We start from the raw sequence: 14617 nt of genomic DNA, 5'->3' as shown, positions 1-14617 counted from the left end.
ACCTCCGTTCAGATCTGGCCGTGGAAAGTGCGGCTGATCACATCTCTCTGCTGCTCCGGTGTCAGACGAACGAAGTTGACGGCGTAGCCGGAGACTCGAATGGTAAGCTGCGGGTACTTGTCCGGATTCTTCATGGCGTCCTCGAGCGTGTCCTTGTCGATCACGTTCAGGTTCATGTGGAACCCGCCTCGATCGAAGTAGAGGTCGAACGCCTTGACAGCTTCATCGATCAGCTGGCTCTCGGACAAGTGCGCCTTCTGTGGAGCGACGGAAACCGTGTAGCTGATGCCGTCCTGCGCGTCCTTGTAGGGAAGCTTTGCAACCGACAGGCAGGAGGCGAGCCAACCATGGCTGTCCCGGCCGTGCATCGGATTTGCGCCCGGCCCGAACGGCTCGCCCTTGCGGCGGCCGTCGGGGGTGTTACCCGTAGCCTTGCCGTACACCACGTTCGAAGTAATGGTGAGCACGCTCTGGGTGTGCGTCGCGTTGCGGTAGGTGGGGTGCTTTCGTAGCTTCCCCATGAAGCTGGTGACGATGTCCGCCGCGATTTGATCAACGCGGTCGTCGTTGTTGCCGAATTGCGGCGTCGCCTTATTCCCCTCATTTTGATAGTCAACCACCAATCCATTCGCATCGCGGGCGACGCGGATCTTTCCGTACTTGATAGCACTGAGGCTGTCGGCAACCACCGAAAGGCCGGCGATGCCGAACGCCATGGTTCTGAGAATGTCACGATCGTGGAGAGCCATCTCCAGGCGTTCATAGAAATACTTGTCGTGCATGTAGTGGATGCAGTTCATCGCGTGGACGTATGTGCGCGCCAGCCACTCCATGGTGGTATCGAACTTGGCCATCACATCGTCGTAGTCGAGGAAGTCGCCCGCGACCGGCAGCGTTTCGGGGGCGACCTGTTCGCCTGAGACCTCGTCGCGGCCACCATTGATCGCGTAGAGCAGCGCCTTCGCCAGGTTTACGCGGGCGCCGAAAAACTGCATCTGCTTGCCCAGGCGCATCGCCGAAACGCAGCAGGCAATGCCGTAATCGTCACCCCAGAACGGACGCATCAGATCGTCGTTCTCGTACTGAAGGGAGGACGTATCGCGGCTGACCGTGGCGCAGTAGCGCTTGAATGTTGCGGGCATATGGCTGGACCAGAGAACCGTAATGTTCGGTTCGGGTGCCGGGCCAAGATTTGAAAGCGTGTGCAGCATGCGATAGCTGCTCTTGGTCACCAGCGTGCGCCCGTCCAGATCCATACCGCCGACACACTCGGTCGCCCAATAGGGGTCCCCGCTGAACAGCGCGTCGTAGTCGGGCGTGCGCAGGAAACGAACGATGCGGAGCTTCTGAACCAGTTGATCCCACAGTTCCTGAGCTCTGCCTTCGTCCAGAACGCCCTCCTTCAGATCCCGTTCGATGTAAATGTCCAGGAAGCTTGATATGCGTCCGATGGACATTGCTGCCCCATTGGCCTCCTTGATCGCCCCAAGATAGGCAAAGTAGGTCCATTGGAATGCTTCCTGGGCATTGGAGGCGGGCTTCGATATGTCGCGGCCGTATAGCTTCGCCATCGAAGCAAGGTCCTCGAGCGCGCGCATCTGGTCGGATAGCTCCTCGCGCAGCCGGATGATGTCATCGCTCGGCCACATGCCGTCGATCTGTTTACGCTCGGCACGCTTGGCCTCGAGAAGCCGATCGATCCCGTAAAGAGCGACCCGCCGATAGTCCCCAATAATGCGGCCGCGGCCATAAGCATCCGGCAGGCCCGTGATGATCCCGGACCGCCGGCAATTCATGATTTCGGGCGTATAGGCGTCGAAGACGCCGTCGTTATGCGATTTTCGGTAGTTCGTGAAAGCTTTGTGGACAGCCGGGTCGGGCTCGAAGCCCGCGGCCTTGAGACCCGCCTCGACCATCCGCAACCCGCCGAAGGGAAAAATCGCCCGCTTGAAGGGCTGGTCAGTCTGAAGACCCACGATGATTTCGTTGTCGCGATCGATATAGCCGGCTTTGTGGGCAAGCAATGTCGAGGGAGTTTGAGCGTCTACTGCAAGCACTCCCTTTTTTCTTTCCTCGGTGAAGTACGGCTGCAATTTCGCCCAGACGGCTTTGGTGCGCTGCGATGGCCCGGCGAGAAAAGCTTCGTCGCCCGTGTAGGGCGTCACGTTACGGACGATGAAATCGCGAACGTTGATGGAGCTGAGCCAGTCTCCAGGCCGAAAGCCATTCCAGCAATCACCGGCATCGGCTTCCTTCCTCAGGGCTGCGCTTGCCTTCATGGTGTATCTCCTACCGGCTTAGACTGGTTGCTTGGATACCCTCGATGTTGAGGTCGCAATTCGGCGCGTGCCCTGACCATCGGAGCGCTGACACCTCCACCTTTGATTTAAGTCAAGCAAATGAAAGACCCGTCGGGCCGCCGTTTCGGGGATGCGTGAAATCGGGTATTTCTTCTAGGCGCGCGCTCCAGAGTGCCTTCCCGAAACAAGAACGGGAGCAGCCGAGCAGGCTCACTTCAGCGAAATCCCAACCCCGGTGAGTTTCGCGGCGAACTCCATTCCGGCTCTCGGCCCTTGTAGAGCGATCTTCACGCCCTTCTCGTTTCCTAGTCGAACGCCTATCCGCCAACGAAAGCGCCGCCGCTGCCGGCGGAGCTGTAGGTGCCGGCGAAGTCACTGACCTGCCTTATGCCTGACGCCCATCCTTCCAGCCGACTGACCGATGCTCCAGCCGTAACACCGAGGCTGAGACCCGATACTCGAAACGGATAATCGCGACCACGACCTGACGATGCTTTGCATTGTGAGGGCTTGCGGCCAATTGCCACCATTTCAGCTTCGCCGCATGGCCCAGGCCCATGTCTTTAGAAACTGACTGCTACTATCCGGAGAACTCTATCGAGCGAAATCGTACATTGCGTAGCCATCGGGGTTCGAGTCAGAGGAGCGCCTCAAACCCCCGATCCGAACATCCGGCTTATGGCGAGCGGCGGCCCGTGACGACGACGAAGCCGACCTGCCCCGGACATACGCGAACCGCGACGTTGCAGGTTCAACTCCTGCCGGGCCCGCAATAGAGTCGCATCGGCTGCTGGTGCTCATCGCCCAAAAAGCGATTTCAGCTCCAAACTGGTACCCATCCAATGTCTCAGAGAGTCCGAATTGCACGCTGCAATATCCTAATCTACGACGAGCACGTAATCGACCTGTACCAGTTGATCTGCGCGCCGTATCTCATGGCGTGAAGGTGCAGAAACAAAGGATAAAGCGCACCTGGGTTCGATGAGAGCGGCAAAAACGTTCAGAAGAAGCGCCGGAACAAAGTACGATTTGACGAGCAATATCAATTGGCTGGGGCGGGAGGGGATCGAACCTCCGAATGGCGGAATCAAAATCAGTTTGATTGTTCAACGATTTCAAAGCGCCTTTGGAAAAAAGGCTAAAAGTGGCCTCTAGCAATTTCAATAGCTTGGCAATTGTTTCCAAATAAAGAAGCAGCCCTCGCAGGGGGATCAGTCCGAAAAACCTGCTGCAACGGGCTGCGCGCGTGCCGACTACGACGAGATACTCCATGAAAGCAGGCTCCGATAGAGCCGCTGATTGAGACATGCCGCACCTCGTGATTTCTCAAAAGAATTTTCCCAACTGGGCCAAAATCCGATCATTACAGATCAACCGCTTACAGCGAAAAATCCAACCGCGAGAGCGTCAGGGGCGGTGGGCAAATCTTGGGCAAATCATTGCCAAGTCTACCACAAGGCCAGCCAAGAGCTGCCCTCATTGAGCTAACTCAAGGCTGTTCCGACGATCTCAGGATATTGAAAGCATTCGATCGGACCGTTGATCTAAAAAAAGGTATGGCGCCCAACATGCGTGGCCCCGCAGTGTTTGCTATCGCCGCCCTGCTTACGCTCGCTGCAGGCGGATATATCTACTGGACGCAAGTGATGGCGGTGCAAACCCCTGTCGGGCTTGCGACCGCCAACGGCCGCATCGAAGCGACGCGCGTCGACATCGCCTCCAAATTGCCCGGGCGGGTGGCGCAAGTCCGCGTCAAGGAAGGTGATGCCGTCCAGAAGGGCGAGCTGATCGCCGCGCTCGATACCGCGGAGCTGCGCGCACAACTTGCCGGCGCCAAGGCCGCAGTTCAGCGCGCCGCCGCCGCCATCACTCATGCCGAGGCCGACATCAACATCCGCAAGGCGGAGTACGACCTCGCCGAGGTCGAGATGCAGCGTGCGACCCGTCTCGAGCAAACGTCCTCCGGAACCAGGGCCGATCTCGAACGGCGCCAGGCACAAAGCCTCGTCGCCGCCGCGCAAATCGAGGGTGCGCGCGCGGCGCTGGTCGAAGCCAATGCGGCCAGGGAGGCCGCCGACGCCCAGGTCGCGCAGATCGAGGCGACGCTCAGCGATTCCGAATTGCACACGCCGGTGTCGGGCCGTGTCGAGTACAAGCTGGTGCAGGCCGGCGAAGTGGTCGCCGCGGGCGGCCGCGTGGTCACCATCCTCGACCTTTCCGACGTCTACATGACCGTCTTTCTGCCGACCGGCGAGAGCGGCCGGATCGCACTCGGCTCGCAGGCGCGTATCGTGCTCGACTCGGTTCCGAACGCCGTATTCCCCGCCACTGTCTCCTTCGTCGCTGCCGAGGCGCAGTTCACGCCGAAGACGGTCGAGACGCAGAACGAGCGGCAGAAGCTGATGTACCGCGTCAAGCTCGCCATCGACCCGAAGCTGCTCGACACCTATCGCGACTTCGTCAAAGCCGGCCTCAGCGGCAACGCCTATGTCCAGGTGGCTCCGAACGCGACTTGGCCCGCCTGGCTTGCTCTCCGGCTGCCCAATGTCGCCGGCTGAGCCTTTCGCAGTTGAAGTCAGCGAAGTCGCCTACCGTTACGGCAAGGTAACGGCGCTGGCCGACATCGGCCTATCCGTCCGCGCCGGCAACGCCACGGCGCTGGTCGGGCCTGACGGCGTCGGCAAATCGACCCTGCTCGCGCTGATCGCCGGCGTACGCCGCCTGCAGGCCGGCAGCATCCGGACGCTTGGCGGCGACATCGCCTCCCGCGCGCACCGCGACGACATCATGGCGCGCATCGCCTACATGCCGCAGGGCCTCGGGCGCAATCTCTATCCGAGCCTATCGGTCGCCGAGAACATCGATTATTTCGGCCGCCTGTTCGGCCAGTCGGCGACCGAGCGCGCGGCGCGCATCAAGCAACTGCTGAGAGCGACCGGCCTTGCTCCGTTTCCCGACCGGCCGGCCGGCAATCTCTCGGGCGGAATGAAGCAGAAGCTGTCGCTGTGCTGCACACTGATCCACGATCCCGACCTACTCATCCTCGACGAACCGACCACCGGCGTCGATCCCTTGTCGCGGCGGCAGTTCTGGCGGCTGATCGACGACATTCGGGCCCAGCGTCCGCAGCTCACGGTGCTGGTTTCCACCGCCTATATGGAAGAAGCCGAACGCTTCGATCACGTCGTCGCCATCGACGCCGGCCGCGTGCTGGCGCAAGGCGCTCCCACCGAGCTTCTGAAGCAGACGGCAACCCAGCATTTCGAGCAGGCCTATATCGCGCTGCACGGCGGCAGCGTCGCCGCTGAGGCATCCATCGCGCCGCTGCCGCCGAGCGCAGACGGCACGCCGGCGATCGTGGCGGAGGGGCTGACGCGCCGGTTCGGCGATTTCGTCGCCGTGGATCACGTCAGCTTCAGCATCCGGCGCGGCGAGATCTTCGGCTTCCTCGGCTCGAACGGCTGCGGCAAGACCACGACCATGAAGATGCTCACCGGTCTGCTCGACGTCAGCGACGGGCGCGCCGAACTGCTCGGACGTTCCGTCGAGGCGGGCGACCTGGCGACGCGCCTGCGCGTCGGCTACATGTCACAGGGCTTCTCGCTCTACGAGGAGCTGACGGTCCGCGAAAATCTCGAGCTGCATGCGCGCCTCTATCGTATTCCCGAAACGGAGGTGAAGCGGGTCACCGACCGGGCGCTGGAGCATTTCGGCCTGGTCGAGGCGGCGAGCAGCAAACCGCCGAGCCTGCCGCTCGGCATGCGGCAGCGGCTGCAGCTCGCCGCCGCCTGTCTGCACCGCCCCGAGGTGATGATCCTCGACGAACCGACCTCCGGAGTAGATCCGGCCGCGCGCGATATGTTCTGGCGCCTGCTGGGCGAACTGTCCCGGCGCGATGGCGTGACCATCTTCGTATCGACGCATTTCATGAACGAGGCCGAGCGTTGCGACCGCATCTCGCTGATGCATGCCGGCAAGGTGCTTGCGGTCGGCACGCCGGAAGAGCTGAGGCGGGCCAAGGACACCGCCAGTCTGGAAGACGCCTTTATCGCCTATCTCGAGGAGGCCGATCCCGACGGGACGGTCGATGAAGAGGCGCGCACCGTCTGGACGACGTCGGCGGCTGCACGCCCGTCGCCGACCGCCAGCCTGCGGGCATCGCTGCGGCGCATGTGGGCGTTCGGCTACCGCGAGATGCGCGAACTGCTGCGCGACTGGGTGCGGCTGGGCTTCGCGCTGCTCGGCCCGCTGCTGCTGCTCCTCACCTTCGGCTACGGCATCACCTTCGACGTCGAGAACCTGTCCTTTGCCGTGCTCGACCGTGACCACAGCGCCGACAGCCGGCAACTGGTCGAGAATTTTGCAGCGTCGCGCTACTTCCAGCAGAAGATGCCCCTGCAGAGCGAAGCGGAGGTCGATCGCCGCCTGCGCGTGGGCGACCTGCGCCTGGTGATCGACATCCCGCCGGGCTTCGGCCGCGACCTCGTCGCCGGCCGCCGGCCCGAGGTTGCCTTCTTCCTCGACGGTGCCACGCCCTTCCGTGCCGAGACGACGCGCAACTACGTGGACGGCATCGTGCTCTCATATGTAGAGGATCTGGCCCGCCGCACCCGTGGTGCGGTGCCGGACCTCCTGGCGGCCAAGCTCGAGCCGCGCTTTCGCTACAATCAGGATTTCCGCAGCGTATTCGCGCTGACGCCCGGACTGATTATGATCTTCATGGTGCTGTTCCCGTCGATGCTCGCCGCCCTCGGCGTGGTGCGCGAGCGCGAGCTCGGATCGATCACCAATCTCTACGCCTCGCCGGCGACGGTGGCGGAGTTCCTGCTCGGCAAGCAGCTGCCCTACATTCTCTTCAGCTGCGCGAGCTTCGTCAGCCTGCTGGTGCTGGCGAGCCTTGCCTTCGGCGTGATCGTCAAGGGCTCGCTTGCCGCGCTCGCGCTGGGCGGCCTGCTCTACGTCTTCGCCTCCACGGCCTTCGGCATCCTCGTGTCGGTCTTCGTGCGCAGCCAGGTCGCCGCGATCATCGTCACCGCCATCGTCAGCACCGTCCCGGCGATCAATTTCTCCGGCTATCTCTATCCGGCCGCCGCCCTGCAGGGCAGTGGCCGCTTCATCGGTATGAGCTTTCCGCCGCTCTGGTTTCAGAACGTCTCACTGGGCACCATCACCAAGGCGCGCAGCTTCGTCGAGCTCTATCCTAACCATCTCATCCTGCTCGCCTTCGGCCTTGCCTATCTCGTGGCGGCGAGCCTGTTGCTGCGCAAACAGGACGGTTGACGTGACCCGCTGGCTCTCCAACGTGTTCCGCCTTGGCGTCAAGGAGCTCGCGAGCCTCGCCAGCGACGTCGTGCTGGCCTTTTTCGTCGTCTATTCGTTCTCCTTCAGCGTCTACAGCGAGTCGACGGGGATCACGACCGACGTCAACAACGCGCCCATCGCCATTGTCGATTCCGATCGTTCGGTGCTGTCGATCCGCATTGCGGACGCGCTGTTGCAGCCCTATTTCCGCAGGCCCGTCGCGATCGATCGCTCGGCCGTCGATCGGCTGATGGATGAAGGCCAATATGCTTTCGTGCTCGACATCCCGGCGCGGTTCCAGGCCGATGTGCTGAACGGGCGCGATCCGGCCGTGCAGCTCAACATCGACGCCACCGCCATGACCCAGGCGGCGGTCGGTGCCGGCTACGTGTCCTCGATCCTGCAGCAGGAAACGGCGAATTACCTGCATTCTCGCGGCATCGAGCGCGAACTGCCGGTGCGCAGCGTCGAACGCGCCTTCTTCAATCCGAACCTGGAAGGCTTCTGGCACATGGCCATCAATGCACTGGTGGAGAACCTGACCATGCTGACCATTCTGCTGGTCGGCGCGGCGGTCATTCGCGAGCGCGAGCGGGGTACCATCGAACACCTCCTGGTCATGCCCGTGCGCGCGCACGAGATCGCCGCCGGAAAGATCTGGGCCAACGCGCTGGTGGTGGCGTTCTTCGGCACGCTGTCGCTGCTCATCGTGATCAGGGGCATATTGCACGTGCCGATCGCGGGCTCGATTCCGCTGTTCGTCGCCGGCATGATGATCTATCTCTTCGCCATCGCCTCGCTCGGCATCCTGCTTGCTACCATTGCCAACACCATGCCGCAGTTCGCGCTGCTCGCGATCCCGGTGTTCCTCATCCTCAACATGCTGTCGGGCGGGGCCTCTCCGCTCGAAGCCATGCCGGAGCCGCTCCAGGTCGCGATTCAGATCTCGCCGGCCGTGCATTTCGTGCAATTCACGCAGTCGGTGTTGTGCAGGGGTGCCGGCATCGACCTGGTCTGGCCGCATCTCGTCGCGATTGTCGTGCTTGGCGCAATCTTCCTGGCGGTCGCACTTGCCCGTTTCCGCCGGATGCTGGCACGGGTGCAGTAGTTCGGCAACATTCAGGGTTATGCGCGCTTGGGCATTTTCACGCGAGCTCGGCCCACAATATTTGCGTTTCCAATTCAAGAAGCCACTTTGCAATGAATGGGGTCCATGGTCAGCATGACGGGCGACGCCGTTCAGTTCGATTCTCAGCCGAGCTTCAGACCCTGTATTTCCAAACGCGCCGAAAAACTTAGCGGAAATAGAAGCTGTTTATATAGCGAACTCAGCAGCTTGGGTGCTGGCTGGCGACGCAGTGCTGATCGCACCTGTCTCCAGGCACTTTCCCTGCTAACAGGGAATTTTGCAGGGAATCCGCCGATCTTGGTGGCTCGGAGAAAAAACGTGAGTCAAAAAACGCTACACTGCAGCGCTTTTCGGGGCAATTCCCTAGTCCGGCTAACAGGGAAATATTCTTAGGCGAACAGGGTAACGTCACGACGTAACAGGGAAATCCGAAGGTCGCGGTATGTTTAGGAGGTTTGGCTGCTCCCTCCAAGGCCCGGTGGCCGGAGGGTACCTCGGGATCGTGGAAAGCAGAGGGCCGCTGTCAGACGGTTGAGCATCCATTCGGCACGATAAGTCGTGGATGGGATGGACGCACTTCCAGATGAAAACGCTCATGAACGTAGGCACCGAAATGGCGCTCCACACGTCCTGGCCTACAACATGAAACGGGTAATGAGCACTCTGAGCGTTGGCGGATTGATGGAAGCGAATCCGAGCATAGGATCGACCACCCGGATACCGGGTCGCACCCGCCAACCTCCGGGTCAAAAGGCGACATTTGGCCGGCGCTCGGACTAAAGTTTGCCTTGTATTCAAGAACAGACATCGCCAGGGAGGCCCGCCAAGTCCGTTTTGTGCCGATTTTGTTGCAAAAGTCGGCTGCTACCGATGGATCGTTCGGCCATTTCGCTAAGGACGACCGGCTTTGATCCGCCGGCCCTGACGCTCTCTACGCAACTCTAACGCTACGCGATGCACAGAGCCTGAGCGGGTGGTGGACGAGCGACCAGCGACGCGAGCCGCCGCAGGTTCTGGGCGATGGCAGCCAGAACAAACTCGTCCTGGGCACCTCGTGGACCACGCAATCGAAGCCGACCGAGCTTCAGGATACGTTTCAGGTGTGCGAACCGCATCTCGATCTTCTTACGCTCACGGCGTGACTGTTCGAAGGCTTCAGTGTCCACAAGCGAACGGGCAACGTCTCGGGCGTGTTCATGGATATCGCGCGGGATCTTGCGCGCCGGGTCTTTCGGACAGCACTGCGGTTTGAGCGGGCATACATCGCAGTCGAGCTTGCTGGCGCGATACAGAAGCGTCTTGCCCTCATGCACGGTACCACTCGTGCCAAGTCGCTTCCCGCCAGGACAGTGGTAGACGTCGCTCGTCGGGTCATATCGAAAGTCGCCACGCGAGAAGGTGCCGTCGTCCCGCTTCGATTTGTCGAACACGGGAATATGAGGCGCGATGCCTTTCTCCTCGACCAGCCAGTTCAGCATTGGAGCTGCCCCGTAAGCGGTATCTCCGACAAGCCGCTCAGGCTTAAGGCCGAAGCGCTCCTCTGTTCGCTCGATCATGGTCTTTGCGGCGCCGACCTCGGCCTGCCGAATGGAGCGGGAGGCCTCGACGTCAACGATGACGCCGAACTTCACGTCGATGAGATAATTGTCGGAGTAAGCGAAGAATGCCGGCCCTTTGTGAGCGCCGGTCCACTGCGCCGCAGGATCAGATGGCGAGACGAACTTTGGCACAACGTCGCTGGCGGCGCCCCACGCCGTATCGTCGAGGGTCGCCAGATACTCCTTCACCGCACGGCTGGACCTCGCCGGATCGCGATCCTTGCGCCAATCCTGACCTGCGATCGAGCGTTGCTTGTTAGCGTCGGCCGCAATCAGGCTCGCATCGACGGCAAAGCCTTCGCCGCCAACCAGGCCGGCTGCGATGCACGCCTCGACGACCCGCTCGAACACACGGCGGAAAATGTCTCCCTCGCGGAAGCGCTCGTTGCGGGCACGCGAAAATGCCGAATGATCCGGGATAGCGTCCTCGATACCGAGCCTGCAGAACCAGCGATAGGCCAAGTTCACCTGTACTTCACGGCAGATCAGCCGCTCTGAGCGGATCGCAAACACATACCCCACGACCAGCATCCGGATCATCAGTTCCGGATCGATCGACGGGCGACCCATCGACGAATAGTGAGGTGCAAGTTCGCTGCGAAGCCAGGATAGATCGAGAGCAACATCGATCTTCCGCACTAGGTGATCTTCGGGAACCGCGTCGCCAAGATGAAACTCGTAGAACAGTTGACCTTGGTCACTCTTCAGACGGCCCATCATGGATCGACCCCACCGAGAATCGCGTCAACACAACGGAATCACGCTTCACGGCCTGTCTCAACTGACTTTTGCAACAAAATCTGCCAAAAACGGAAGTGACTTTTTTCGCTGGTTGGACGTGCGACAAGTCCTTCTGTCACTCATTCGGGAAGTCCTGCCTTGCGCAGATCGTCAATATAGATATTTCGAGCTTCGATAAGCGGTTGCGGGTCGCCCATTCAGTAATGGAAAATTGGGCTCCAGTTCAAGAAGGTGAGCGACTGCCTCTCTCGAGCGAATTGCAGCTCGGCAAATATCAGGGGTTCACCAAAGTAGCCCGAGGTTTCGGCCAGGCACCTTTCGCTTGAAACGTTTCACGGCGTTCGGAGCAGACCCGCCTTGCTCGCGATCGCAGCCCCACGGCGGCATCTCGACCAACCTACCGCACTGCGCTAGGCTCTCATCTCCCTTAGTACAGAAGCGATCAGGCCAGGGAAAAGATTATGCACGCGCTTTCAATCGCCGAGGCTCAGGAAATCGACACGAGCGTCGTTCCCGACATCCACGCCTATCTGGCTGGATTGCGTACAAACGGGCCGATCGCTCGCAGCCAAATGGGGTTCATTGTCGCGCTTCGCCATCAGCATCTCGATCTGATCACGCGCGATATCACGCGCCAGATCGAGACAGAAGGGAAGTTGATACAGGGCATAACCTCGGGTCCCATCTTCGACTTCATTAAATCTAGCATGTTATTTTCCAACGGCGATGTCCATTTGCGCCGCCGCGCGCCAGTGTCCCGTATCTTTGCGTTCAAGTTGATGGACGCCATGAGGCCGAAGGCGGCGGCGTTGGCGGCCGAGCTTGTCGAGGCGCGCATCGGCCTCGGACCGATCGATTTTGTCAATGAGATCGCCGCGCAGGTCCCCGCCCGCATCATCGCGGACATTCTTGGCATTCCCCGCGGCGACCTCCCAGTCTTCATGCAATGGATCGCCGATACGCCTGAAGCGCTCGGCTTCATCAATCTTGACCGTCGTGATGAGATCGAGAAGAGCCTTGTGGCGTTCAACGACTATGTTGCGGCGCTACTGGCTGACCGGCGCGCTTCGCCTCGAGAAGACTTCCTGTCGCAATATGTCGAAGCGACTGTGCAGGATGAAGAGTTGTCCAAGGACGAGATCCGCACCCAGATCGTCGGGCTCATTCTAGCGGGCTCTGATACGACCCGCGGCTCACTGTGTATGACGCTCGCCCATCTCCTCCAACATGTGGATCAATGGCGCGCTTTCTGTGCCGATTCCGATGGTCTCAAGCGCGCAGCGGTGGACGAAGGATTGCGTTTCGATCCGGTGATCATGGGAATCCCCCGCATCGTTGTCGGGGATTTTGACCTAGACGGCTATCGAATTCCCGCCGGTACTCTGCTCACCATTTCCGTGCCCTCGGCTCTGCGCGATCCATCGGTCTATACCGATCCCGACCACTTCGATATCTTCCGCAAGGACCATCCCCGATGGCATCCGATTTTCGGCGCGGGTGCGCATCGCTGCCTCGGTGAGGCACTCGCCCGCGTCGAGATGGAGGAAATCCTCGCGACAATTGCACGGTTGGCGCCGGACACGCGGCTGGTCGGTGCCTTTCCACGACTTGCGCCTGGACCCATACGCCAGGTTGACCGGATGGAGGTCGAATTTCTGGGCGGATAGCAATGTCTGCTTTGGATCAATCGCGTCGGCTTGGCCGCGTACCGACGACTTCCGTTCTACCCTTTTAAACAGACATCGTTACCGTGCATCGGCATGTCTCAGCGTGCCAATAGCGGACACGTGCACCACAACATATCGCTCTTACCTGGGCGACACTTGTCTTTCTCTGCGTCACCATCTTGCTCGAAAGGCAAGTCGATCTGTTGAGGCGAGATGTCCGTTATAGAGACCGTGTGTCGAACGTTTGGCCCCATTGCCGGACATCGACAAACCTTCCTGCGATCGCGGCAGCCGTCGCCATCGCAGGCGACACGAGATGGGTGCGACCTCTATAGCCCTGGCGGCCCTCGAAATTGCGATTCGACGTCGAGGCGCAACGTTCGCCGGGTTTGAGCTTGTCGGGATTCATGGCGAGGCACATTGAGCAGCCGGGCTCACGCCAGTCGAAGCCAGCCTTCACGAAGATCTTGTCGAGCCCTTCGCTTTCGGCTTGCTGCTTCACCAAGCCGGAGCCTGGCACGATCATCGCACGGACGTTGGGATTGACCGTCTTGCCACTTGCCACGCGCGCGACCTCGCGCAAGTCCTCGATGCGAGCGTTGGTACACGAGCCGATAAACACGCAGTCGATCATGACGTCGACCATTTTCTCACCGCCCTCCAGCCCCATATATGCAAGGGCACGTTCAGTGGCATGGCGCTTACTTTCGTTCGCGATCTCATTGGGCTTTGGAACGCGGCCCGCGATCGAAACCACCTGTTCCGGACTCGTGCCCCACGTGACCAGCGGCGGAAGCTCATTCACACTCAGCGTGACCTCGCGATGGAATTGAGCCCTCTCGTCTGAGCGCAACGTCTCCCAATAGCGCACGGCTTCGTCCCATGTCTTGCCTTTTGGGGACTTCGGCCGACCCTTGAGGAATTCGTAGGTCTTTTCGTCAGGCGCGATGATGCCGGTCCTCGCACCCGCCTCGACCGACATATTGCAGACCGTCATACGGCCTTCCATCGACAGCTCCCGTATAGCTTCACCGGAGAATTCGAGTGCGTGGCCGATGCCGCCAGCGGCACCAATCTCTCCGATGACGGCCAGGATAATGTCCTTGGCGGTGACATCCGGGGGCAGCTTGCCGTTGACGGTCACTCGCATGTTCTTTGACTTTCGCTGGATCAGCGTCTGTGTAGCGAGCACGTGCTCAACCTCGGAAGTGCCAATACCGTAAGCGAGTGCTCCGAACGCACCATGGGTCGTGGTGTGGCTGTCGCCACAAACGATGACCGTGCCCGGAAGCGTGAAACCCTGCTCTGGTCCGACGACATGGCAAATGCCCTGTCGCCTATCGAATTCGCTATAATATTCGAGGCCGAATAGCTTGGCGTTCTCGGCGAAATAGGCGATTTGCTGGGCGCTCTCGTGATCGGGGTTGGGTTTGGTGCGGTCCGACGTTGGCACGTTGTGGTCGACGACCAGCAGCGTTTTTTCAGGAGCCCGCACCGCGAGGCCTGCGCGTCGCAGCCCTCCGAACGCTTGCGGGCTGTCCACCTCGTGCACAATGTGCCGGTCGACGTAGAGGAGGCACGTCCCGCCTGGCTCCTCAACCACCACGTGGTCGTTCCAGATCTTGTCGTAGAGGGAATGGCTCATCATGCATGCCTTCGGGTATTTGCAGGAGGTCTAGATTGGCCGAACGATTGCCCAAACAAGGTTCTATCGGTGGCTCAACCACTAGCAAAGTGCAAATGCGGTTTATGAACGACGCACCTACGCGACGCATCTAGGGAACGGCCCATGTCCGCTTTGGGGCCAGGCTGTGTGAATACGTTTTTCCACCCCCAAAAACTGCACGCAACCAGGGACGATCCGCGTCGACACGACGGTCT

General features: G+C 60.6%; 8 protein-coding genes and 1 pseudogene. 5 read left to right on the top strand and 4 right to left on the bottom strand.

What is annotated here, in order from left to right:
* Nucleotides 1–8 precede the first annotated feature (8 nt).
* On the bottom strand, nt 9–2279 hold the full coding sequence (gene pflB, locus JQ624_RS14480; protein ID WP_212419571.1) for a formate C-acetyltransferase: 2271 nt from the start codon (nt 2277–2279) through the stop codon (nt 9–11).
* A gap of 954 nt (nt 2280–3233) precedes the next feature.
* On the bottom strand, nt 3234–3572 hold the full coding sequence (locus JQ624_RS14475) for a hypothetical protein (protein ID WP_212419570.1): 339 nt from the start codon (nt 3570–3572) through the stop codon (nt 3234–3236).
* A 296-nt stretch (nt 3573–3868) separates the two neighbouring features.
* Between JQ624_RS14475 and JQ624_RS14470 the strand changes: the two genes are divergently transcribed.
* The 4 genes and pseudogenes from JQ624_RS14470 to JQ624_RS14455 form a co-directional block, all read left to right on the top strand.
* A complete protein-coding gene (locus JQ624_RS14470) occupies nt 3869–4858 on the top strand; it encodes an HlyD family secretion protein (RefSeq protein WP_249129805.1) in 990 nt (329 codons plus the stop codon).
* Nucleotides 4845–7580: a ribosome-associated ATPase/putative transporter RbbA gene (gene rbbA / locus JQ624_RS14465; protein WP_212419568.1), complete on the top strand. Its 2736-nt coding sequence runs from the start codon at nt 4845–4847 to the stop codon at nt 7578–7580. Before JQ624_RS14470 ends, rbbA begins: the two co-directional genes overlap by 14 nt.
* A 1-nt stretch (nt 7581) precedes the next feature.
* Complete coding sequence (locus tag JQ624_RS14460; RefSeq protein ID WP_212419567.1) at nt 7582–8709, top strand: ABC transporter permease; 1128 nt, start codon at nt 7582–7584, stop codon at nt 8707–8709.
* A 539-nt stretch (nt 8710–9248) separates the two neighbouring features.
* A pseudogene (locus JQ624_RS14455) lies at nt 9249–9420 on the top strand (IS5/IS1182 family transposase); the annotation flags it as partial.
* A gap of 257 nt (nt 9421–9677) precedes the next feature.
* On the opposite strand, the gene JQ624_RS14450 reads toward JQ624_RS14455, so the two are convergent.
* Nucleotides 9678–11048, bottom strand: coding sequence for a transposase (locus JQ624_RS14450; RefSeq protein WP_212419566.1), 1371 nt, complete (start codon nt 11046–11048; stop codon nt 9678–9680).
* Between the two features lie 482 nt (nt 11049–11530).
* Here JQ624_RS14450 and JQ624_RS14445 point away from each other — a divergent pair, with 482 nt between their 5' ends.
* Nucleotides 11531–12736 carry a cytochrome P450 gene (locus JQ624_RS14445; RefSeq protein WP_212419565.1) on the top strand — a complete coding sequence of 402 codons (1206 nt, stop codon included), beginning with the start codon at nt 11531–11533 and terminating at the stop codon, nt 12734–12736.
* Between the two features lie 220 nt (nt 12737–12956).
* Here JQ624_RS14445 and leuC read toward each other — a convergent pair whose 3' ends face one another.
* A complete protein-coding gene (leuC, locus tag JQ624_RS14440) occupies nt 12957–14384 on the bottom strand; it encodes a 3-isopropylmalate dehydratase large subunit (protein WP_409334328.1) in 1428 nt (475 codons plus the stop codon).
* Nucleotides 14385–14617 lie beyond the last annotated feature (233 nt).

The organism is Bradyrhizobium sp. AUGA SZCCT0283 (assembly GCF_018130385.1).
In the GTDB taxonomy this organism is placed as follows: Bacteria; Pseudomonadota; Alphaproteobacteria; order Rhizobiales; family Xanthobacteraceae; genus Bradyrhizobium.
This window is presented reverse-complemented; position numbering and strand designations above follow the sequence as displayed.

Bases quoted from the DNA above. Each gene is read 5' to 3' on its own strand.
- pflB (WP_212419571.1), bottom strand. From the start codon at position 2,279: ATGAAGGCAAGCGCAGCCCTGAGGAAGGAAGCCGATGCCGGTGATTGC.
- JQ624_RS14475 (WP_212419570.1), bottom strand. From the start codon at position 3,572: ATGGAGTATCTCGTCGTAGTCGGCACGCGCGCAGCCCGTTGCAGCAGG.
- JQ624_RS14470 (WP_249129805.1), top strand. From the start codon at position 3,869: ATGCGTGGCCCCGCAGTGTTTGCTATCGCCGCCCTGCTTACGCTCGCT.
- rbbA (WP_212419568.1), top strand. From the start codon at position 4,845: ATGTCGCCGGCTGAGCCTTTCGCAGTTGAAGTCAGCGAAGTCGCCTAC.
- JQ624_RS14450 (WP_212419566.1), bottom strand. From the start codon at position 11,048: ATGATGGGCCGTCTGAAGAGTGACCAAGGTCAACTGTTCTACGAGTTT.
- JQ624_RS14445 (WP_212419565.1), top strand. From the start codon at position 11,531: ATGCACGCGCTTTCAATCGCCGAGGCTCAGGAAATCGACACGAGCGTC.
- leuC (WP_409334328.1), bottom strand. From the start codon at position 14,384: ATGATGAGCCATTCCCTCTACGACAAGATCTGGAACGACCACGTGGTG.